This is a genomic window from Candidatus Bathyarchaeia archaeon, from assembly GCA_041447175.1.
Taxonomy (GTDB): domain Archaea; phylum Thermoproteota; class Bathyarchaeia; order Bathyarchaeales; family Bathycorpusculaceae; genus JADGNF01.
The window spans coordinates 1,171,089-1,191,243 of record CP166960.1 but is presented as its reverse complement, the minus strand read 5'-3'; the positions used below and the strand labels follow the sequence as shown (position 1 = coordinate 1,191,243).

General features: G+C 45.8%; 33 protein-coding genes and 1 riboswitch. Of the genes, 26 read left to right on the top strand and 7 right to left on the bottom strand.

The window, feature by feature from the left end; all coding sequences use genetic code 11:
• The first annotated feature begins 63 nt into the window (after positions 1-63).
• Complete coding sequence (locus tag ACBZ72_06255; GenBank protein XES78472.1) at positions 64-609, top strand: hypothetical protein; 546 nt, start codon at positions 64-66, stop codon at positions 607-609.
• 104 nt (positions 610-713) lie between these two features.
• Here the strand turns inward: ACBZ72_06255 and ACBZ72_06250 are convergent, their stop codons facing one another.
• A complete protein-coding gene (locus tag ACBZ72_06250; protein XES78471.1) occupies positions 714-902 on the bottom strand; it encodes a hypothetical protein in 189 nt (62 codons plus the stop codon).
• A 135-nt stretch (positions 903-1,037) separates the two neighbouring features.
• Between ACBZ72_06250 and ACBZ72_06245 the strand changes: the two genes are divergently transcribed.
• The 6 genes from ACBZ72_06245 to ACBZ72_06220 all read left to right on the top strand — a co-directional run bounded on the left by ACBZ72_06245 (position 1,038) and on the right by ACBZ72_06220 (position 5,557).
• Complete coding sequence (locus tag ACBZ72_06245) at positions 1,038-1,511, top strand: hypothetical protein (GenBank protein XES78470.1); 474 nt, start codon at positions 1,038-1,040, stop codon at positions 1,509-1,511.
• 169 nt (positions 1,512-1,680) lie between these two features.
• Complete coding sequence (locus ACBZ72_06240) at positions 1,681-2,619, top strand: hypothetical protein (GenBank protein XES78469.1); 939 nt, start codon at positions 1,681-1,683, stop codon at positions 2,617-2,619.
• Between the two features lie 378 nt (positions 2,620-2,997).
• The gene (locus tag ACBZ72_06235) at positions 2,998-4,107 is read left to right on the top strand and encodes a hypothetical protein (protein ID XES78468.1); all 1,110 of its coding nucleotides are present in this window, start codon (positions 2,998-3,000) and stop codon (positions 4,105-4,107) included.
• Between the two features lie 239 nt (positions 4,108-4,346).
• The gene (locus tag ACBZ72_06230; GenBank protein ID XES78467.1) at positions 4,347-4,676 is read left to right on the top strand and encodes an ArsR/SmtB family transcription factor; all 330 of its coding nucleotides are present in this window, start codon (positions 4,347-4,349) and stop codon (positions 4,674-4,676) included.
• The gene (locus tag ACBZ72_06225; GenBank protein ID XES78466.1) at positions 4,669-5,313 is read left to right on the top strand and encodes an ATP-binding protein; all 645 of its coding nucleotides are present in this window, start codon (positions 4,669-4,671) and stop codon (positions 5,311-5,313) included. The genes ACBZ72_06230 and ACBZ72_06225 overlap by 8 nt, the downstream gene beginning before the upstream one ends.
• Positions 5,303-5,557, top strand: coding sequence for a phosphohydrolase (locus ACBZ72_06220; protein ID XES78465.1), 255 nt, complete (start codon positions 5,303-5,305; stop codon positions 5,555-5,557). Before ACBZ72_06225 ends, ACBZ72_06220 begins: the two co-directional genes overlap by 11 nt.
• Before the next feature lie 73 nt (positions 5,558-5,630).
• On the opposite strand, the gene ACBZ72_06215 is transcribed toward ACBZ72_06220, so the two are convergent.
• Positions 5,631-6,215 (bottom strand): pyruvoyl-dependent arginine decarboxylase, encoded by a 585-nt coding sequence (locus tag ACBZ72_06215; GenBank protein XES78464.1) that lies wholly within the window; start codon positions 6,213-6,215, stop codon positions 5,631-5,633.
• Between the two features lie 205 nt (positions 6,216-6,420).
• Here ACBZ72_06215 and ACBZ72_06210 point away from each other — a divergent pair, with 205 nt between their 5' ends.
• The 8 genes from ACBZ72_06210 to ACBZ72_06175 all read left to right on the top strand — a co-directional run bounded on the left by ACBZ72_06210 (position 6,421) and on the right by ACBZ72_06175 (position 10,780).
• Entirely contained in the window at positions 6,421-6,633 is a 213-nt protein-coding gene (locus tag ACBZ72_06210) for a hypothetical protein (GenBank protein XES78463.1), read from the top strand.
• A gap of 99 nt (positions 6,634-6,732) precedes the next feature.
• The gene (locus ACBZ72_06205) at positions 6,733-7,911 is read left to right on the top strand and encodes an ORC1-type DNA replication protein (GenBank protein XES78462.1); all 1,179 of its coding nucleotides are present in this window, start codon (positions 6,733-6,735) and stop codon (positions 7,909-7,911) included.
• Between the two features lie 5 nt (positions 7,912-7,916).
• Positions 7,917-8,219 (top strand): ArsR/SmtB family transcription factor, encoded by a 303-nt coding sequence (locus ACBZ72_06200; protein XES78461.1) that lies wholly within the window; start codon positions 7,917-7,919, stop codon positions 8,217-8,219.
• Between the two features lie 2 nt (positions 8,220-8,221).
• Positions 8,222-8,653, top strand: coding sequence for a cyclic pyranopterin monophosphate synthase MoaC (gene moaC, locus ACBZ72_06195; GenBank protein XES78657.1), 432 nt, complete (start codon positions 8,222-8,224; stop codon positions 8,651-8,653).
• Positions 8,654-8,657: 4 nt separating this feature from the next.
• A complete protein-coding gene (locus ACBZ72_06190; protein ID XES78460.1) occupies positions 8,658-9,188 on the top strand; it encodes a molybdenum cofactor biosynthesis protein B in 531 nt (176 codons plus the stop codon).
• Between the two features lie 5 nt (positions 9,189-9,193).
• Positions 9,194-10,126 carry a GTP 3',8-cyclase MoaA gene (moaA, locus tag ACBZ72_06185; protein ID XES78459.1) on the top strand — a complete coding sequence of 311 codons (933 nt, stop codon included), beginning with the start codon at positions 9,194-9,196 and terminating at the stop codon, positions 10,124-10,126.
• Between the two features lie 31 nt (positions 10,127-10,157).
• Positions 10,158-10,400, top strand: coding sequence for an antitoxin VapB family protein (locus ACBZ72_06180; protein XES78458.1), 243 nt, complete (start codon positions 10,158-10,160; stop codon positions 10,398-10,400).
• A complete protein-coding gene (locus ACBZ72_06175; protein ID XES78457.1) occupies positions 10,397-10,780 on the top strand; it encodes a type II toxin-antitoxin system VapC family toxin in 384 nt (127 codons plus the stop codon). Before ACBZ72_06180 ends, ACBZ72_06175 begins: the two co-directional genes overlap by 4 nt.
• Before the next feature lie 34 nt (positions 10,781-10,814).
• Here ACBZ72_06175 and ACBZ72_06170 read toward each other — a convergent pair whose 3' ends face one another.
• The gene (locus ACBZ72_06170; protein ID XES78456.1) at positions 10,815-11,078 is read right to left on the bottom strand and encodes a hypothetical protein; all 264 of its coding nucleotides are present in this window, start codon (positions 11,076-11,078) and stop codon (positions 10,815-10,817) included.
• A gap of 365 nt (positions 11,079-11,443) precedes the next feature.
• Between ACBZ72_06170 and ACBZ72_06165 the strand changes: the two genes are divergently transcribed.
• Positions 11,444-11,677: an Lrp/AsnC family transcriptional regulator gene (locus ACBZ72_06165; GenBank protein XES78455.1), complete on the top strand. Its 234-nt coding sequence runs from the start codon at positions 11,444-11,446 to the stop codon at positions 11,675-11,677.
• 38 nt (positions 11,678-11,715) lie between these two features.
• Here ACBZ72_06165 and ACBZ72_06160 read toward each other — a convergent pair whose 3' ends face one another.
• Positions 11,716-12,270, bottom strand: coding sequence for a ribbon-helix-helix protein, CopG family (locus tag ACBZ72_06160; GenBank protein ID XES78454.1), 555 nt, complete (start codon positions 12,268-12,270; stop codon positions 11,716-11,718).
• 43 nt (positions 12,271-12,313) lie between these two features.
• A complete protein-coding gene (locus ACBZ72_06155) occupies positions 12,314-12,793 on the bottom strand; it encodes an Lrp/AsnC family transcriptional regulator (GenBank protein XES78453.1) in 480 nt (159 codons plus the stop codon).
• A gap of 503 nt (positions 12,794-13,296) precedes the next feature.
• On the opposite strand from ACBZ72_06155, the gene ACBZ72_06150 reads away from it, so the two are divergent.
• The 7 genes from ACBZ72_06150 (at position 13,297) to ACBZ72_06120 (ending at position 17,521) form a co-directional block, all read left to right on the top strand.
• The gene (locus ACBZ72_06150; GenBank protein XES78452.1) at positions 13,297-13,458 is read left to right on the top strand and encodes a hypothetical protein; all 162 of its coding nucleotides are present in this window, start codon (positions 13,297-13,299) and stop codon (positions 13,456-13,458) included.
• A 2-nt stretch (positions 13,459-13,460) separates the two neighbouring features.
• Positions 13,461-13,772, top strand: coding sequence for a hypothetical protein (locus ACBZ72_06145; protein XES78451.1), 312 nt, complete (start codon positions 13,461-13,463; stop codon positions 13,770-13,772).
• Positions 13,769-14,200, top strand: a complete 432-nt coding sequence (locus ACBZ72_06140) for a hypothetical protein (protein XES78450.1) — start codon at positions 13,769-13,771, stop codon at positions 14,198-14,200. The genes ACBZ72_06145 and ACBZ72_06140 overlap by 4 nt, the downstream gene beginning before the upstream one ends.
• Before the next feature lie 69 nt (positions 14,201-14,269).
• Complete coding sequence (locus ACBZ72_06135; protein ID XES78449.1) at positions 14,270-14,959, top strand: hypothetical protein; 690 nt, start codon at positions 14,270-14,272, stop codon at positions 14,957-14,959.
• A gap of 135 nt (positions 14,960-15,094) precedes the next feature.
• Entirely contained in the window at positions 15,095-15,247 is a 153-nt protein-coding gene (locus ACBZ72_06130; protein ID XES78448.1) for a hypothetical protein, read from the top strand.
• Between the two features lie 302 nt (positions 15,248-15,549).
• Positions 15,550-16,479, top strand: a complete 930-nt coding sequence (locus tag ACBZ72_06125) for a TrmB family transcriptional regulator (protein ID XES78447.1) — start codon at positions 15,550-15,552, stop codon at positions 16,477-16,479.
• A 172-nt stretch (positions 16,480-16,651) separates the two neighbouring features.
• Positions 16,652-17,521, top strand: a complete 870-nt coding sequence (locus ACBZ72_06120; protein XES78446.1) for a hypothetical protein — start codon at positions 16,652-16,654, stop codon at positions 17,519-17,521.
• 27 nt (positions 17,522-17,548) lie between these two features.
• On the opposite strand, the gene ACBZ72_06115 is transcribed toward ACBZ72_06120, so the two are convergent.
• On the bottom strand, positions 17,549-17,710 hold the full coding sequence (locus ACBZ72_06115) for a hypothetical protein (GenBank protein ID XES78445.1): 162 nt from the start codon (positions 17,708-17,710) through the stop codon (positions 17,549-17,551).
• A 176-nt stretch (positions 17,711-17,886) separates the two neighbouring features.
• Here ACBZ72_06115 and ACBZ72_06110 point away from each other — a divergent pair, with 176 nt between their 5' ends.
• Entirely contained in the window at positions 17,887-18,195 is a 309-nt protein-coding gene (locus tag ACBZ72_06110; protein XES78444.1) for a hypothetical protein, read from the top strand.
• A gap of 40 nt (positions 18,196-18,235) precedes the next feature.
• Here ACBZ72_06110 and ACBZ72_06105 read toward each other — a convergent pair whose 3' ends face one another.
• Positions 18,236-19,225: a hypothetical protein gene (locus ACBZ72_06105; protein ID XES78443.1), complete on the bottom strand. Its 990-nt coding sequence runs from the start codon at positions 19,223-19,225 to the stop codon at positions 18,236-18,238.
• 48 nt (positions 19,226-19,273) lie between these two features.
• Positions 19,274-19,354, top strand: a riboswitch (Fluoride riboswitch).
• Between the two features lie 13 nt (positions 19,355-19,367).
• On the opposite strand from ACBZ72_06105, the gene crcB reads away from it, so the two are divergent.
• Together crcB and ACBZ72_06095 are read left to right on the top strand one after the other, a co-directional pair.
• Positions 19,368-19,769 carry a fluoride efflux transporter CrcB gene (crcB, locus tag ACBZ72_06100; GenBank protein XES78442.1) on the top strand — a complete coding sequence of 134 codons (402 nt, stop codon included), beginning with the start codon at positions 19,368-19,370 and terminating at the stop codon, positions 19,767-19,769.
• Positions 19,769-20,077, top strand: coding sequence for a DUF190 domain-containing protein (locus ACBZ72_06095; protein ID XES78656.1), 309 nt, complete (start codon positions 19,769-19,771; stop codon positions 20,075-20,077). Before crcB ends, ACBZ72_06095 begins: the two co-directional genes overlap by 1 nt.
• The last annotated feature ends 78 nt before the right edge of the window (positions 20,078-20,155 follow it).

The window sequence follows — 20,155 nt, the reverse complement described above, 5'->3', positions numbered from 1 at the left end:
TGAAAAATTATTATTCAAAAAACCTGAGCGCAAGCACCTGAACTTTTCAGTTCAGGTGTAAAGTTGAGAAGTCATACAGAACAATTAGAATATAGAAGATTGAAATATGCTAAACAAAATCGCCAACTAACTCTGCAAGAAATTGAGAGGTGGAACTACTTTAGAGCAACTTACCAGTTAGAGCCTCGAAGCCAAATAGGTTATGATTTTGAAATCAAAGAGGTGTTGCCACAATTAAGAGAAGTTGGTTTTGGAGATTACATATTTTTTAATAATCCTGAACATCCGTTTGATTGGAAGCAAAACGAAGGGAAAGGAGTAGACCTAATAATGGAAATTCGCGGTCACAAGTTATTTGTTGAGGAAACCAAGCATACGAAGTATTATCAACGATACCAAAAAGACTGGATGAAAGACAGATTGTCAAGGTTTAGGGATTGTCCTAAACCCACTGAAAAAATTTTATGGATAATCTTAACGAATAGACCAGAGAATTTCACTCCAAAACCAGTTCAACGAATGGCTGAAGAAAACTCAGTAAAGATAATGAACGTCGAAGAGTTATTGTCATTAATTGATTCGTTATCAAAAACTTTGAAAATATTATAGTAGACAATTACTTAACTGTAATAACTAATGATAACAGATACAATAACAATCAATAGAATAATACTAAAAATAATATGTGCATATATGTGACGAAAGAACTTCTTTTATTCCAGTTTTTCTATTATTAGCCGTTTGTTTTTTACGTCTATTTTGATTTTTACTTTTTCATCAGCCTTAAAGGGAAATGCGCTGTCTTTGGATAGTTCAGCAGGTATGTAAATGTAGAATTTGTCGTAGAGTTTTCCCGCCGTCTGAGTGGGTCTGTTTACAAGCTTGCTTTCGCTTTCCAACATTTAGGACACAATTTAGTGAACAAGCTTGTGACGCGAGTTATGTATTTTGAAACACTAAAATGGTCAGCAATTTGGTGTAACAAAAACGCAAATTATAAAAAGAAAATAGCTACAAACAGAAGCCCCGTGGAAATCATGAGTGGAAAATGCCCCAAGTGCGGAAAAGGTTTCGGTTTTATTGCTCGTGTGCAAAAATGGGTATCAACGGAAATCCACCCTGAATGGAAAGGAAAAAAGCTGCATCCAGAATGCGTTAAACAGGCAATAAGAGAGTGGGAAGAAAACAGGAAAAAAATGACTTTATGCGAAAACTGCCATTACTACAGGTCATACAGTAACAGTGAGGTAATAGACACTGGGTTGTTTATGCCAAACCCAAAAATGATTACATTCACATCCGTTTACTGCGCCAAATTTGGTTTCAGCCTAAAAGACGGTAAAGAAGCAGAGAAATGCACAAGCTACATGACTGAAGAGGTTTACAAGGAAAAAGCTCTCAGTGGAGAAATCAATCCGCTGACTGATAGCAATTTCAAAATCTGTAAGTATTGTCAAACCACTTTTGACCTAAACAAAACACATAAATGTCCAAAATGCGGAGCACCATGAAAAAATTGTTCTGTGGCGATATACATATAAAAATACCTAGTTTAATCAAGAAATAACGCTGATTAAAATTGCCACCTTAAAAAATTTTTCTTTTACCGAACTTTTTCACTTTTTCTAATGCAAAAACTTAAACCTAAATAAGATTAGAAATAGCCCATTAGTGGAAAAAATGAGTAAAAAAGCTAGAGTTTTCATTAGTTGTGGGCAAAGAAAAGACTCACAAGAAGTCGAAATCGCTGAGAAAATTAGAGACAAGTTAATAGAAATGGGTTTTGAACCATATATCGCTGTAACTGAACAAACGCTTAGAGGTGTTAAAGAAAACATTTTCACGAAGCTTCGTTCTTCAGAATATTTTCTGTTTATAGACTTCAAAAGGGAAAAATTGTTCAAGGAACATTCTTTCGAAGATACTGGTGTGTATAGAGGTTCATTGTTTTCACATCAGGAATTAGCTATTGCTACCTTTCAAGATTATGAAGTGTTGGCTTTTCAAGAAGAAAGTGTAAAGAAAGATGATGGTCTTCTCAAATTTATTCAAACAAATTGCATTCCTTTTACTGATTTTAAAAGTCTGCCAAACCTTGTTTCGCAGAAAGTAAAAGAACGAAATTGGAACCCCAAATGGAGAAACGAGCTTGGTCTCGATAGGGATGAAAATAATTATGAAAATGCGGATGCACCACAAGTGGGAGCTGGACGATATTACCACATAAAGGTTGTCAACAAGCACAAAGACAAAATCGCTCGAAATTGCTTTGCATATATTGAACGCATTAGAAACCTTGCAACTGGAAATGAAAGAATCCTTGAACTTGTAGAATTAAAATGGAGGGGAGTCATAAAAGAAACAGTGTCCATTGTTCCTCAAGCCGTCAGATATTTGGACGCACTACACATTAACTTCTCAACACCCACTGTTGCATATCTGGGTTTGAATCCATTTATTTTTGATTGGACAGGATACCTGAATGCTTATCAAATCAGTGGTACAGGCGACTATGAAATAGATTATGTTGTTTTTTCCGAAGATTTTCCACCGTGCAGAGGAAAGTTTATGCTTCATATAGATGCTCAAATACAAAATACGACATTGGAGAAAATTTAACTCCCCCTACCTTTCCAAGAAAAATATTTTAAGTGCTCCCAGAAAAATCCGTAGCAGAAAACACGTCTTTTCCAAAACAGTTATTACATACCAAACCAAAAAAAGTTGTTAAACCTTTTTCAAATCTTTTCCAAAAACCAGTGTAAACCTTTACAGAAAATCTTTAACAAGGCTTCCTTAAAATCGGTGTATCCTCAAAATTTTTAGCTCTAAAAATAATTTAGCCCAAAAAACGACATATGTGGCTATATGTAACCCTCAAAATCGCCAAAAACCAAAAAAAGCCTATTTAAACCTTCAGTTTCACAAAAGCGGTTCAATCGAAGCTTATCGAAGATTCACCTTAAATCTAGCCCTGTCCTTATACTTTAGATAAAAATGGAGTGTGAGAACATAACAAGCAAACCAAACACCGCTAAAAACGCTGACAAGCAGTCCAACATCATAGAAGATAGCGAAAACGTGACTTTTGAAGACTTCTTAGTTCAAGGCTTAAAGTCTGGTGGAGTCCACATTGTAGCATCTAAAAGTCATGGCAAAAGCAGACTAATGTTTCACATATTCCAAACGTTACAAAAACAGCCTGATGTCCGATGCATAGCCTATGATGGAAGCGAAACATGGCTTTACAGTGCCTCAAAGGTTCCAGTGTTCACCATTCAAGAACGTGACATTATCAGTCAAGAACTTAAAAGCACTGAAGATATGGAACATTACACACTGGCTAACTGGAACCTTGTTAAATTAGCACTTGAAACCCATAAAGACATTCTGTTTAGATTGAAAACCCGTAAGCCTTCAAAACGTGGCTTCTTTGTTAGAACCATAGTTAACTACTTAGACGCTTTACAGAGACAAGAAAAAGCCGATTCAGCGAATCACGAAAACACTAACGCTATATCTTACTTCATTGAAGAGGCTCAAGACTGTTTTAATAACCGAAGTTCTGGAAGGCTGGAAATGGAAGAATTCCTAACGGTCTTTAATGAAGCAAGAAACAACAGAGAAGCATTCTATACAGCATCTCAACGCTTAACCGATTTCTCAAAAACTATAAGGTCTAAGCAAGTACCGTGTATTGGGAAATTGGCAAGCGAAGACATCACGCCAAACCTTAGAAGAATTGAGAAAGCCCAAAAGATTGATTTCAGTAAGATGCAACCTAAAACATGGTTCTTTGAAGGTTCAACGTTTACAAGTCCAGATTTCAAACAAAGTGGTAAGCCATTTCAAGTTAACAAAGTAATCAAAGCGGACTACATTAAAAATTTGAAGCCTGAAGAGAAGCCAAAGCCCACACTTAGTCTTAGGGGATTCCTTGACCGCGTTTTCGGTTTTAGACAAGTCAAACCTAACGAGTTTTTTGAAAAAAGCGGTAATAGTTCAACCGTTAAAACTGAACCAATGATTAATGCCGATTCTGAGAATTGGCAGAGTGAATCAGAAAGCGAAGTGGATGAATCAGAAGATTGGAGCGAAGAGTGGTAAAATGAACACACAAATAAACCTAAACAAAGTTGCTCCCTATTCAAACGGTGAAAACGTAAGAGACCTAGAACCCCTAAAACCTAAACGCTCCTTGCGTAGTTTTTCTATAGGTTCTGCATACAATTGCTAATAGCATCCAAATAGGTTGGTGGTGTGGTGTTGGTTGTTCACCAACAAGTTTATATGAATAGTTATTCATATGAAGTAGTATTCATGCAAATGAACTTAAGGCGTGAACCATGAAAAAAGGCTTAACCACCATCTGCCACCACTTCTTCACCAACCTCGCCAACCCCACCAGACTCGCCGCCATCCAACAACTCCTCACCAAACCCATGAGCGTAACCGAACTTGCCGCCGCGCTTGGACAAGAACAAAGCATGATATCCCACAACCTCCAGCCGCTGCTCGCCTGCAACATAGTCTTCGTCGAAAACCACGGCAAAAAACACGTCTACTCCGTCAACCGCGAAACCCTCGACCCCATCCTAAAATCCATCGAGCACCACGCCGAAAAGTTCTGCCCCACAGGCGGAAAATGCCTCCAAGGAGAAAAAACGCATGGTTAAAAGAAAAATCGTGAACATAAACGAAGCCCTCTGCAACGGATGCGGCAACTGCATCCCCAACTGCGTCGAGGGCGCCCTCCAAATCGTAAACGGAAAAGCCAAGATAATCAAAGAAACCTACTGCGACGGGCTTGGTGCCTGTCTGGGGCACTGCCCGCAAGGCGCCATAACGATAACGGAACGGGAAGCAGAAGCCTTCGACGAGCAAGAAGTACACGAATACCTCAAAAGCAAAGCCCAAAAAGTTACCCCCGCCACAAGCCCCGCACCCAAGAAGCCCCAGTGGCCCGTCAAAATCAGCCTTCTCCCTGTGAAGGCGCCGTTCTATGAAAACGTGCAGTTGCTGGTTGCCGCTGACTGCGCCCCCGTGGCAGTCAAAAACTTCCATGACACCCTCATGCAGGGCAAATGGGTGGCCATCGGCTGCCCCAAGTTTGACGACGCCCTGGCGTACGCTGAAAAACTCACAGAAATTCTCAAACAAAACAACGTCGCTGGCATAACAGTTGCCCACATGGAGGTACCCTGCTGCACTGGCTTAAAGTGGGCCGTTGACAAAGCCCTTGCAGCTTCAGGCAAACAGCTTCCTATCAAGGAGTATGAGGTAAAGGTTGGAGGTGAAATAGTTGAGCCCTAACGACAAGCCCCTGGTGAAGAGTCCTGAGACATGCCCTGGCCTGCGCGATTTGCTTCAGCCCAAACCCGCCTTCATCAAATGCCACGTTTGCGGCGCAGACTTGGAAATCTGGAGTGACGAAGACCGCACCGTCTGCACAGAATGTGGTGCGGAGTGGAAGCGTCCCGACAAAACTGCCGCATGCTTAGAGTACTGCGAGTACGCAGACAAATGCCGCGGAATATTGGAATCGCGCAAATCTTAACCGCAAACAATGTTTCCTTTTTTTAAAACTTAGTCATACCAATTCTTGTTTAAAAGAAAGAAAAGCGTAGGGGTTATTTGGCGGTTTTGGCTGATCTTGGCGGTTTGCCGTTTTCTGGGGGAACAAAAACTGCTGCCGCAATCGCTGTTGTCCACAACCCGTTTTTGTCGCCTACAGCAGTTTGGGTCATGTTCGCGGTTTTGATGATTAACCCGCTGGTTTTGAAAAGCTGTTTTCGCTCGTCCCAAGCTGTTTCGGGGTCAAACTGGATGCCCATGGTTGTGGCAAGCATCGTGGCTGCCAAGTCCTCAGAGTAGTCGCCTGCGGTTTCGTCGGTTTGCCCAAAACTGTGATGCTCCGACAGATAGCCGTACTGGTTTTTGCCGGACGGAATTGCGACGCCTATGGAGGAAGCGACAAGTCGGTGGGGTTCGTTGGTGGCGTTTCGGGCGATGACGACAAATGTGATTTCTCCAGGGCTAACCATCTTTAAGCCTTTTTCCCTGGAAAGCAGTTCGCATCCTGGGGGCACGATGCTGGAGACCGCGACGAGGTTACAGTGTTGAATGCCTGCGTCTCGCAGTGCCAACTCAAACGATTGAAGTTGCTCTTTGTGTCGGCCTACGCCTTTAGTTAGGAAGAAGTATTTGGGTATCATGACGGAAAAAACAGTACTAGAGGCATTTTAAAAAGGTTTTTATGATGATTTCTTTCATTAGCGTCCTCTTTTTCGGTTTTGCAACCCCTTTTTTCACGCTTTCAAAACCGCATTTACACGGAATTTCGCAGCTTTTTTGGGGTTCTTCTTCGAAGCAGGGGGAACTCTTAAAACAATGAGTGCCCTTCCACTTGGTGGTGTCTAAATGAAGCTCTCTGAATCCAACATGTTGGCTGGGGGTATGACCTTCTTGGTTTTGGGTTTTGCCGCTTCGTACTTTGAACCTTTTGGTTTTGGTGTCCATGTTTTTGCTTTCTCGAGCGGCTTGTTCATCGGCTTGTCTTTGGTTATGAATCTAGGCTACTTAATTCGCAAACGCGGCGTCCACACCCTTAAGCGCAGCCTCTCAAATGCGTAAGATTTTCAAAGTGCCCTAACGGATTTATTAGACGTAACCTTAAAAGCGTCTAAGCTATACACCACAAGACGGCGAACGACTGCAGCTTGAGGTTTAACCGTGAAGTTTGGTCACAGCGTGTTCAAAGACGAGGCAAAACTGGACATAAACTACATTCCCCGCCGCCTGCCTCACAGAGAAAAAGAACAACGCTTACTCACGGAGTTTTTCAGTTTTCTGCTACGCATACCTGACAAAATGGCGCAGCGCGTCATCGTAACTGGCGAAATCGGCACCGGAAAAACCGCGTTATGCCAACGTTTCGGCTCCGACCTGATTGTGGAAGCGCATAAACGCAGCGTAAACCTCCATTATGTACATGTTAACTGCCGTGAGAACCGAGGCAAACTGCTGCTTATACTGCAGCATGTCATGAAAATCTTAAAGCCAACGTTTCCGCAGCGAGGCTACGGCGCCGAGGAGCTTTTACGGGCGCTGCTGCAACATCTGGACGAAGAAAACGCCTATGTGATTTTGGCTTTAGACGAGTTTGACAGCCTCATTGAAGCCGAGGGTTCGGATGCGGTTTATAATTTGACGCGGATGCAGGAGATGCGACAAAACAAACCCCAACGCATTTCATTGGTCTGCATCATGCGTGACTTGGAAGCCACCCGCAGGCTGGACGACAGCGCCAAAAGCACCCTGCAACGAAACATAATTCGTCTGGAACGTTACGGGAAAGTCGAGCTTGAAGACATCTTGGGTGAACGTGTGTCGCTGGCGTTTGAACCTTACGCTGTGCCTGAGGATGTGGTTTCGTTGGTGGCGGACCTTGCGCAAGATGAAAGCGGAAACGCACGTTTTGGCATCGAGTTGCTTGGACGCGCGGGAACCTACGCCAACGCCGAAGACTTAGAGGTCGTGACCCCTGAATGCGTCCGCAGAGCCTTCTCCAACATAATTCCCACCCTGCAGAAAAGCGAGTTAGACAGCTTAGGGCTGCATGAGCAGCTTTTCCTGTTGGGCGCCGCGGAGGTTTTTTTGGAAAGCGCCGAAGCCTACGCAACCCTAACTGAGATTGAAAAAGCCTACGCGGTAGCCTGCGAAGAATACGGGCAAACCCCTGTGAGCCACACGCAAGTGTGGAACTACATGAAGCGGCTATCAGTGTTGGGCATTTTGAAATCCGAGGTTTCAACGGAACGTGGTCGGACATCGCGGGTTTCTTTGCCGTCGGTTTCAGCTGAAGAACTGGCAAAGTCGCTGAGGCTGATTCTTGAACGCGGAGCAAGGTGAAGCATGTGGAGTTAGAGGAAGTTTTCTCTTCTAAACCGCGGATGAAAATCCTCAAACTGATTGAGCGTCTGGGCGAATTGAACGTGTCAGACATTGCCCGACGCATCGGCGTAAACTTCACCACCACAAGCAAGCACCTGCAGCTTTTGGAGTCCGAAGGCATCTTGCAGCAAAGGACATATGGCAGAATTCGTATGTACAGATTTAACCAAGCTTCCCCAAAAGCAAAAGCGGTACAGAACTTAATTGAAGTCTGGGAAGCTGAAAACCAAAAGAAACCGCCCTCTCAAGGAGTGAAACAAAGTTGACCATGGTAGACGTATCAGCCAAACCTGAAATATTTCGTGAAGCAACCGCCACAGGAAAAATCAAGCTAAAACCCCCCACCATAACCCTCATACGCAGCGGCAAAATCGCCAAAGGCGACCCCCTATACACAGCCAAGATTGCAGGGATTTTAGCCGCAAAAAAATGCAGCGAAATAATCCCCCTTTGTCACCCCCTGCCGCTCACCAAGGTGGATGTGACGGCAGAAGTGGTCGGCGAAACAGAAGTGGCAGTCACCGCGGTCGTGAAGACGAAGGCGCAGACGGGCGTAGAAATGGAGGCTTTAACGGCGGTTTCAGCGGGGTTGTTGACGGTTTGGGACATGACTAAACAGTACGAAAAAGACGCAGGCGGACAATACCCCAGCACCGCCATCGAAGATATTCACGTGGTTAAAAAGCTTAAGCAGATGTGATTTGATGAGCGAAACCACCAAAACCCACAAAGCACATGCCCCCCGCAAAGTAGCCTTCGCTGTTTTCATATGCAGCACCAGCCGCTACCAAGCCATGCAGCAAGGCGAAGACACCACCGACGTTTCAGGCGACACCATCGAAGCTCTGCTCAAGGCGGCGGGGCACACAGTGATGTTTCGGCGCGTAGTTTCCGACGACAAAACCATGATTGAACACGCCGTCCACAGCGTCTTAGACAACGGCGGCGTCGAAGCAGCAGTTTTCAGCGGAGGCACCGGCGTAACCCACAAAGACGTCACCATCGAAGCGGTTTCGCCGTTTTTTGAGAAAAACCTGCCCGGGTTTGGCGAGATTTTTCGCCGTTTAAGCTTTGACAAGAACGGCTCCGCGGCGGTTATGTCCCGCGCGGCGGCTGGCGTCGCCCAAGGGAAAGCGCTGTTTTGCATACCTGGTTCTCCTGACGCTGTGCAAATTGCGGTCGAACGGCTTATATCACCCGAGGTTGGTCATATCGTTAAGCATGCTCGGGAATAACGAAGATGGTTTTAAAGGATAACTGCGGCAGACCGCTTCTGAATCTGCGAATTTCAATTACCCAGCGTTGCAACCTAAAATGCACCTACTGCCACCGCGAAGGCGAAGTTGCCCATGCCAACGTTTCCGAGGAAAAAATGACCCTGCAAGAAATTGTGCGCATCGCCAAAACCGCCGTCAGCCTTGGCATTTACCGAATCAAATTGACGGGAGGGGAACCGTTGATGCGCGTCGACGTTGTCGAGTTGGTCCAGGAGCTGTCGGAGATTTCTGGGCTGCGCGACCTTTCGATGACCACCAACGGCCTGCTGCTGGACGGGTTGGCTTTGCCTTTGCGTAAGGCGGGGCTTAAGCGGGTCAACATAAGCCTGTCCACGTTAAACCCTGAAACCTACCACAACCTCACAGGCGGCAAACTTGAAAACGCCCTCGCAGGCGTCAAAGCAGCCATCGAAGCAGGCTTCTCTCTGATTAAGCTGAATATGGTCGTTCTCCGCGGAGTAAACGTTAAAGACGTTTCGGAAATGATTGGTTTTGCCAGAGACATGGGCGTGATTTTGCAGCTCATCGAGTTGGACCCCATCAACGTGAGCAACGAGTACTACTCTAAGCACCACCGCTTTTTGACCGAGCAAGAAGCCATGCTCCGAGACAGCGCCCTAAAAATTGAAACCCGCAGACTCATGCACAACCGCCTCATCTACCACCTGCCCGACGTGACGGTGGAAGTGGTGCACCCAACAGAGAACAGCGACTTCTGTATGCACTGCACCCGCATGAGGGTAACCAGCGACGGCAAACTAAAACCCTGCCTGATGCGCAACGACAACCTCATCGACATCCTAACCCCCATGCGCAACGGGGCAACCGACGAGGAACTGAAACAGCTTTTCCTCAAGGCAAACCTGCTTAGGGAACCTTACAACAAACCAAAATAGCCTCTGCTAAAATGTCACAGTGTTTAAATGCATGTTTAAACACATATCTGTTGGTGATTCTTTGGTTAAAACAATCACCATACGGGATGAAGTTTACCATAAGTTGACGTCACTCAAACGTGAGAATGAAAGTTTTAGCGACCTTTTTGAAAGACTCGCAGAATGTCAGGATTCAAGGCGGGTACTGCTGAAGCTAAGAGGCAGTGTTGAATTTTCGGACAAAGAAAAAATGCTTTCGGAGTTATATGAAGCCCGAGTTGAACGTAGACGATGATTCTTGCTGATTCAGATGTTCTGATTGAAATATTAGATAAAAAGTCCAAGAGGGGCGATGAAGCAATTAAGCGAATTCTGGAAAGTGGCACAGAAGTATGCACTACAGTAATAAACATACACGAAGTTTTGTTTGGTTTATACAAATATGGCAAATCTGTCAAAGAAATCCTGCAGTTACCAATTTTTGAATATACAAAAAAAGACGCATTGTTATCAAGCAGACTTGAACTTGAAGCTGAGAAAAATGGCACCCCACTTCACAGAACGGACGCTATGATAGGTGCTATCGCAATAAACAATGGCGCCAGCCTCTACACCTTCGACTTAAAACACTTTGCGTCTCTTAAAAATCAAGGTTTGAAAATTTTTCCTGAATGAAAAACCATCAATCAGCACATGTGGAAACAAACTATTATGCGCCCGCGGGCTTCTTTAGCTCACTGTCTTGGCATTCAATGTTCTCTTTGATTACCCTGTGCAGTTCCGCTTCAAAGTCAGGTGCAAATGCTATCCCCAAATCTTCCTCATACCAGACACAAAGAAACCGCAGAACCGCGTATGCTTCGGCGGTGCCTTTGGTTTTTCTTGTGAGTAGTTCGTTGAGTTTGCTGCCGATGCGGGCTAATCGGTCGAAGTCGATTTCAATTTCGTTGGAGGCACGTTTTTTCTCTGACACGTTAATCACTTTAACAGGAGCTCTAAGCTTGTTTATTTGTTTATTGTTGCTTGTGCTGTTGGGAAAGTGACACGTAAACAGTTTTCTTACAGTGTGACTTAGACGACTTCAGAAGAACGTTATCGCGAGTTTTGTTTTCAATATTGGCTTCACAGATGGGCTCATTGGGTCTTTTCCTGTCCAAACCAACGTGAGGGAAAGCGTAGAGGGGTAGAGGCTAAAGAAAACATAGTCTACCTACGCGGCTTAGGCTTTTCAAGAACCAGCCTCGTGGGTGCTCCTTAAGGGATTTCAATAAACCTTGTTCTCTGGGGCACAATATTTTAATTCCGAAACTTTCTTAAGGTAGCAAAGGAGAAACGCGTATGCCCAGAGCTTTTGTCCTCATAAACGTTGAGTCAGGTTTTGAAGATAAGGTCTTGCGTGAACTCAAAGACATCCCCGGCGTAGAAGAAGCCTACTTCTCATACGGAGTTTACGACATTTTAACCAAGATTAAATCTGAAACAATGGCGCAACTCAAAGAAACTGTCACTCGAAACGTTCGCGCCTTACCAAAAGTGCGCTCCACCCTAACACTCATCATGGTTGAAGAGTAACGCTGGCTAAAAACCAACTTTCCCTCTTTATCGCCTGTTTATTTCGGCTCTGTCTTTATTGAAATGTTAAGCTTCGTAAAGTTTTCTCTGATTTCTGCTTTAATCATCATGGCGGCAAAGTATTCTTCTAAAAATATGCGAACAAACTTTTTGGGCAATTCCGAGCCGAAGATTAACGTGAAGTCTTTTTCAGAGTTTTTGGTTAGTCGGTAAAAGTTACACATCGAAAGCCGCGTCAAAAGCTCCTCGGCTGAATGGACTTTGCTTCTCAGTTGGTCTTTGTGTGCGCGGGCTACTTCTCGGTGTTCGTCCCAAAACTTGTCGGCGTCAGGGCTGTTTTCGACTAATTGCAGGAAAAGCAGCCAATGGTCAACATCTAAAATGACGTGTTCTCCATCCAGCAGCAAATCCATGTATGCGTATGCTTTTTTGCGGGTATTCTGGTCTGTTAACTCATGGTTGTCATTGTAGAATTTGATGGCTCGGCGCATGATTTCGCTTTGTGACATATCTGTTTGTTTGCTGATTTTCTCTAGCAAGGCAGCTGTGGTTTGATCAAACGCAACGGTTATTCGTGTAGGGTTTTTTGACATGGCTACATCTCTCTTTTTTCTCACATTTTAGATTTTCTTGACTTTACGGAAGCTTGACTCTAAAATCTTCCTTCACGGTTTCTAAGGATACGGCGGTTATCGTCCGTTTGATGTGGGGTGAAGCGGCTAAATGCTTAACGAAATTATTCAGTTCAACGCGGTCTTTGAACTTGGCTATTAGAACGGTGTCAAACTCGCCCGTTATGTCATAGATTGCGACCACTTTGTTTTCTGCGGCGATTTGCTGCTCAACCTCGGGCAAATGTTCTCCGTCTACCTGGATGAAAATAACTGCTGTTAATGCGTGCCCTACTTTTGCGGGGTTCACGACGGCGGTGTAGCCTTTGACTAAACCCGCGGCTTCGAGGTTTTTGATGCGGTTGTAGGCCGTGCCAACCGAGATTTGGGTTTTAGCGGCGATTTTGTTAAAGCTCAGGCGGCAATCTTCTTGGAGCAAGTTGAGGATTTGGTGGTCTACTTGATCGAGGTTTTGTTTGAGACAGTTTGTTTCTTGTTTAGGCAAGAGCTGCTTCACCGACACAAGCTGAAATGATTGTCCAATCACACAAATTTTATATAAACATTTCTTCACAAAACCAGAACAACCGTGCACAACAACATCATATTTCAACACACGCCTCAAAATTCGTTCAAACAAACCCTGACGCTTAAACACGAAACTAACGTACGTACATTAGCTAACACACACAACCACAATAACAAAAACACATAACAACATGCATAAGACAAACAAATAACCTGCTAACGGGTGTCATAAAAATACAGACTCTGCATTTTGAGCAGTTTTTCTCGTCAACATTAACCTAACCGAAATTTTGTCGAGCTCAAATACCGTGGCATTTCCCTGCTTTATCTGTGTAATTTGTAGGTTTTTTGACGCACAAATAGCTTAATCCATTTTTTGGCAGCCTTCCCTCATCACAACATGGAAGACGCCAAAGTGAAAAAATCCCTGACTTTTCTGGGGAAACCTCCAGCCAAGGCGCAGCGGAGGCAACTTTCAGTTTGCCCAACTCAGAAGCTGGACAGGCAGTGTTTGTGGTTTTTGCCCGCGCCCTCTTTGACGAACGCATAACTGCCTGTCAAGTTTTCCCGTTTAGTCACCTGTCTACTGAGCCCCAGCCGAACCTCACGTTTTTGGGTTTAAGCCCCTCAACAACACGTTAGCTGTGGCGCCTCAAGTTTCTGGCGCAACTGTGGATGCGGTTTGCGCGTTCAGCTACACTTACCAATCTAACCTAACCTCACTGCCCGACAACTCTTATGCCCTCACAGATTTTACTGATGCAAGCCCCACAATCATCGTTTTGCAGGGCACCAACGGCACGGCAGACTTTGCTGAGTGGGTGGCTTACCCGCAGGTTCCGCTGGATTTTGGCGCAGACTTCTCCCGTTCCGAAACCAACCTCTATATCTACCCCGTCACCATTGACGGTGCCCTCTGCATGTTGACACTGCGCTTTGGAGATGTTGTGAAATGAAACGCGGCTTTTTTGGTGACAAGCGAGGGCAGATACGCGTTATAGAGGCGTTTTTCGCCGCAGTTTTACTGCTTTCCTCATTAACCCTCATTCCTACAGTGCAGCGGCTCTCCTCGGAGCCAAACGGCAGCGCTACGTCGTCTTCTGCGCTTAACCTGCTTTCAAGCTTGGATTGCGATGGGAATCTGGGATTGCTTTTGGACCAGAGAAACTGGTCGGCGGTGCAAAGTTGCTTTGAAGCGGTGGTTTCGCCAACGGTCTGGTTTAACCTCTCCGTCTTTGACCCGGACATGGTACCACTAAATGGTGTGGCAATTTGTATCGGCGGCGCGGTAAGTGACCATGTCGAGGCGGCGGACTACCTGTGCGCCAGTGTAGGCGGCGGAACATACGCCGTTTACGTGTTCGGTTACAGCTTGCGGAGCTGAACTAATGGCGGCGCAACGGCGTAATTCTGGGCAGGTGCTTATCATCACGTCTTTGGTGGTGGTTTTGTTTTGATTTCCACAGTGGTTTACGTGAATGAAATCCAAAAAAACTCGCCCTCTTTCTCTTCTGGTGTCGATTTGGGGTTTGTGGCTCTTAAGCAGGGGGTTGAGCACACGGTTGTCAGTGCGTTGGTGAATGCTTCAAATGGAGGAAGCCCGGGAGTCCTTGCGGAGAATCTGGCGCAGTTTGAAGCTGCCGCTGAAGGGCACTCACATTGGGAAACCTTGGCTTTGGATTTTGCTCCAGTAACTGGCCAAGCGTATGCGGAGGGGGTTTGTTTGTCTTGGGGCACAAACGGTGTGGGCGTTTCAAGCATGGCTGTTGATGTTGCTTTGGATGCCGCGGGGTTAAGTTCAAGTTACAATTCAGGCTACACTGTAAATGTGACCTCGGCAATTGAAGTCAGCGGCTCCTACGTGCAGTTGAATGAGACGCGTCGTCAAGTTACCCTGTCTTGCGGTGTTTCTAATGAGGGTAAACCTGCCTCGATAGGTGGTTTAGAGGCGTATTATGAGCAGGATGCGCCTGCGGGTTGGGTTGCGGTGGATGTGCCCTCTGTGGTTTACTTTGGAAACGGCGCCTGCGCAGTGTTTTTTGCGGCGGAAAATGCAACTTTGAGTGGTTTGCCGGTGTCGATTCATTGTTTGGATGCGCGTGGGGTGTCTGTTTGGGCGAATGCAACTTGTGTTTCTGGCTGATTAAAGTGCGTGGTTTTCCTGTTTTGGGTGTTTGTGCGGGAGGTTTTTATACGGAAAACTTATATTGCGCTCAAATATATTTGCAACGACAATAGCGTGTCGGTTAAAGATGCGCACCCCCTCGGAGGAACCATTATGACAACTCTCTGTGCCAAATGCCCCTTCTTTCAGTTGGCACCGATCATCCGGCGGAAAAACGCTAGAAAACGGTGCCGCATAGACCCCCAAAGACCTCTACACATCTACAAATGCAACGACTTCCCAAAAGACCGCACAACAAAACCCTAACTCAACCCCGCTGCAAACGCCTGCCAAACAATTCTTCTTCAACAATCCACACTACTTCTTTATTTATTTCGCACAAACAATGACGCGCGACGTTTTAGACTGCACACACTTCACATTAAAAACTTAAACTCAAAGACTCCGAAACAGAACCTCAAATGCTGCCAACTCCTCGAGTTTGGACGGGAAAACTGAATTAAGAATCAGTATTTTCAAGCCTAATTGCAAGGTCGTAATCATCTAATATTAAGTCAGCCGAATCGGTAGCACAGATTCAGACGGAGAAACATGAGAAGGGACATAGAATGGAACTTGCAATCCAAAGTCAAAACAGAGACTTGATAAAAATTCATGACGACCGCAACGATTCCCTCCGGTTCGTCAAACGAGATAAAGGCTTCACCAAACAACTCAGCACCATTGAAGAAACCCTTGCACGGTTCGGTTTGATGAAAAACGAAATCAAAGTTTACCTTTACTTAGCCCGCGTAGGCGAAAAGAAAGCTGGCGAAATCGCCGAAGCAATTTCTCTGCACCGCACCGAAACCTACCGTATCCTGCGCGACTTAGAAAAGAAAGGCATCCTTTTCAGCGTTTTTGAAAAACCCCTCAAATTCACAGCTGTCCCCTTGGACGAAGCCATCGACTTGTTGGTGGATGCGCAGAAAATGAACATCAAGCTTCTCGAAAAAGAGAAAGCCAATTTGGTGGAACTTTGGCTGAGCATGCCCCAGATTAAGGTGGAAAAAGCCAAAAAAGAGCTTTTCCAAATGCTTGAAGGCGAACAGCAAGTAATCATCAAAGCTGAAGAACTGCTTGAACGCACCCAAAGCGAATTTCAAATCTTTGCCCCAAGCGAATACCTTAGCCAACTCTACTACAGCGACTTCACTGACAAACTCAAAAAGTACCAGCAAACCCTCAACATCACCCTGCTTACCGAAAACTCGCCCAAAAGCCAGTTCTTCCTTGACCAACTCCAAATGCCCAAAGGCAAAACAGGCATGGTTGACGCTGAAAGTTTGCCCTGCTTCATGATTTCTGACCACAAAGAACTGCTAATCGCCTTCCACGAAAACGAAAACACAACCGAATCCGGCGATAAGAAAAAATTCAAAACTGCAGCCATCTGGACAAACTACAACGCATTTATCTGGACCCTGCAAATGCTCTTCACCAAACTCACAAGCAGCGAAGAAACCGCAACAACCAGCGAATTTCCTGACGAAATCTGACCACACTTAACCCTTTTTCTCCAATCACTTAACTGCCCGGTTGAGTGTTCTCAGCCAAAACCACACACGCATCTTTTGGTTACCACAGCATTAATTGTCATGATTATTTCGGTTTCAACGGTTGCAATAATCTCTGCCCCCACACGTTTGATGTGGCTAAGGTGCAGAACTTATGTGGGAGCAAACTTTTGGCGGAACCGGTGATGACCGCGCTTTTTTTGTTGAAAGCGTCGAAGACGGCTTTGTTGTTGTAGGTTCTTCAACCTCTTTTGAACAAGGCAAAACCGTAGCTTGTGCTGTTCGATTCGACAGCAACGGAAACCAGCTCTGGAATCAGACTTTTTGCCCTAACCTTGGCGCAGAATTCCGCTGGTGTCACAGCTTACAGGATGGCTTCTGGGTTGCTGGGAACACCTTTTTGCCCTCTGGCGCTGTTGAAGGCTACGTGGTTAAACTGGACTTGCAAGGTAACCTGCTGTGGAATGGCACGTTAAAGGCAAATGAAGGCATAAACAAGCTGTTCTCGGCAACAACAGACCAAAACGGCAACCTCGTGGTTGCAGGCTTAACCCAACCTGCAAACAACGCCACAGCCTCTCAAGCTGGGGTCGCCAAACTTGACTGCTCTGGCAACCCGCTCTGGAGCAAAACCTACCCCGAGTTTTCTGAAACAGCTGCACGAGCAGTCGCAGTAACCGAAAACGGTTTTTTCATGGTTGCAGGGTATAGCGCCCCTGCAGGAACTGGCAACTATGATTTTCTTTTCTTCAAACTTGACCCCGAAGGAAAAACGTTGCCCAATAGCGAGTTCTTGGTTGTTGGAACGACTTTTTCTTTTGGGAATGGGCAACGGGATTTTTGGCTCTTCAAAGTTGATGATGTTGGGCGGGAAGTTTGGAGCGGCACCGTGGGCAGAAGCGGTTTTGAAGAAGCCTATGCCGCGGTCTCTGTAGACAATGGTGGCTTTGTTTTGGTTGGGTGGACTAACTCGGTTGGCAATGGCGGAAGATACGACTTCTATGTTGTCAAAATTAAGCCTTAAAAAGGGCAAGAAAAGTTGAACTTTATTTTAGACGATGTATGGAATTTCTTGATTTATAGGCGCCTTGAGTTTTTCTGTTTTAGGCGTCTCTTTGTCCATAAGCCATTCGTTAAGTTTTCGACATTTACCTGGAATGCAGCGGGATTCTTTGTTTTTTGCACTATGCCGCTGGCAGGAAACGCATGGCATTTCTGAATAGTCCACCATACCTATCAAGATAACTATATAGAAGACGTGATTTAATTGTTGTGAATCCCGAATACAGAGTTCCCTACAGAATACCGCGGACACCAAGCTCCTCCTTATGGATAAGATGGAAAAGCTATAATCTTACCCTGACACTAACAGGTTAGGAATGTGTAAGAATGACTGAACGCGATAACCTAACCGACCCCCAGAAATCAAAAGAATACGCCCAAACCATGACCAACAGCGCCAACGAACTTGAAAACCTCAGAACCGAACTCCAAAGCCTTCTGGTGCGCTTTGGACTGCGTGCCCTAAAACTCTATCAAACAGGCACCCCTGAACCCCTAATGCCCAGCCAAATGAGTTATCTCATCAAATACGAGTTAACCAACGCCATCGCCGACATGCAAGAACCCCAAACCATGGAAAAGATAATCAACGCAACCAAAGACGAATGGAAAAAACAGCAAGAACCCACAGAATAACCTCCCTTCCTTCATTTAATAAACCCCCCATCCTTGGGGTTCATTTTAAAATTGGCGGTTTAACGCGGCTAATTTGCGTATCACTCGTATGGGTCCACTGCAGGAACTCTTTTGAAGGCTCAAACTCGGCGTAAAGCTGCTTTCGCCTCGACTCCAAAAACAAGTTCTTCTCCCCCACGAACTCTGCCGCCGTCACCAACCTGTTTCCTGAAACCTCAGCTGCCTTAAAAAGCGGTTCAGCCACGGTGCGCCACTGGGCATCCCGCAGTGCATGGTGTTCCATGATGGTTACGGGAACCGCCTCTACGATGCTTTGAAGGTTTTCTTTGCCTTTACGGATTTGATTTTCATCCACCTTAAAGCCGCCCAGATAAAATGGTGGCCCCCCAATCATCAACAAATCCGGCTTTTCTGCTTTGATGTATTCTGCAGTTGCTTTTTCCATTGGTCCCTGCACATCGGGTGCATGCAAAAACCTTTCCTCTCCGTGCTGTACGGCTGTCATGATGACCCAGCCCAGCATGGAATCTGCCGGGCCATGCGGAACTGCACCTGAAAACCGCACCGCCGTCTCGCCGAAGTTGAAGGTTTTGCCGTCTGCTGTTTCCATGGTTTTGGCGTGTTTGCCGCCTGTTTTCTGAAACATCCATGCCCTTTGCCGCTGGCTCGCGTTTATGTGTTCTTTAGGGTTCTTCATAAGCACGGTTTTGCCCTGGTATATTTGGCGTGCGGTTTCGCCTTCGTTTGTCCAGTTAACCAGCCAATCAGTGTAGCTGGGTGTGTGATGGTCAAAGTGGTAGTGGCTGATGGTGACTACCTGAGCCTTAGCAGCCGCCTCCGCAATGCGTCCCCGAAGCTTAGCTATGGCTTCAAACTCCAAGGGATGCGGAAGCAAACGGAAACGGTATGGCGCCAACGAAACCCCTGCATCAAGCAGCACCGCAACATCTGGCGTCTCCACGAGCGTGCACATGGAGCGGACTCCAAAGCTTTCCGCAGCTAATGGCGTCACTTTGATTTTACTCAGCATATTCATCGCTTTTTGTGTGGAGATAAGTATTAATATTGTTTAACCCCGTTTTGAGGTGGCTATGGCATTAGCCTAGACAGTGAATGTCTAAACCGCGCCACAGCGGTCGCTGATGATGCCTACCTTAGCGGAGACAACGTAGGTGGGCACAAAAACGCAACTGATAGAAATCGGATTACTGGCGGCAGGCGCAGTGCTGGGTGCACTTTTACGGTACCAAATCACCGAAACCCCAATCCTGTTTGGCGCATTAAAAGTCAACGTTTTGCTCGTGAACATTTTGGGTAGCTTCATTTTAGGTGCTTTCTCAGTGGCTGCTTTGGCGTTAAACTTTGACGCAAAATACTCCCTGATGGTTGCCGTGGGCTTCTGTGGCTCCTTGACCACGATGTCCTCGTTTGCGTTGGAAACCAGCAACCTGCTGGACAACAACAGTTTATACCTTGCAGCAGTCAACATTCTTGCAAACGTGGGCTTGTCGCTTGGCGCAGTCATTGGCGGCAGAACCATAGCTACAATCATTCTGGAGGGCTTGCTGCGTTGATGCAGAAAATGTGGAACCTAACCATACGTATAAAAAAGAACGACGAACTATGTGGCAAACGCTTAGAAACCCTCATCATGGACCTGCTCAGAAAAGCGGGCATTGCAGGAGCCACTGCTTGGACTGGCGTGGACGGGTTTGGCAAACGCGGCAAAAGCACATTGCATTTGGAAGGCGTCACCGTGAACATGCCCCTAATTATAGAGGTTGTTGACGAGCAGGAGAAACTGGAGCCACTGCTGCCAGAGCTGAAACGACTCGTGGATGACAACGGCATCATAAGCATAAACGAAGTCTACGTCTTCTAAGCATGGGTATGCCTGAATGTTTTAATGCTGCGAACGGTTGTTTTGGTTTGGTGGGCGATGACGACTTTGGCCCAAAGA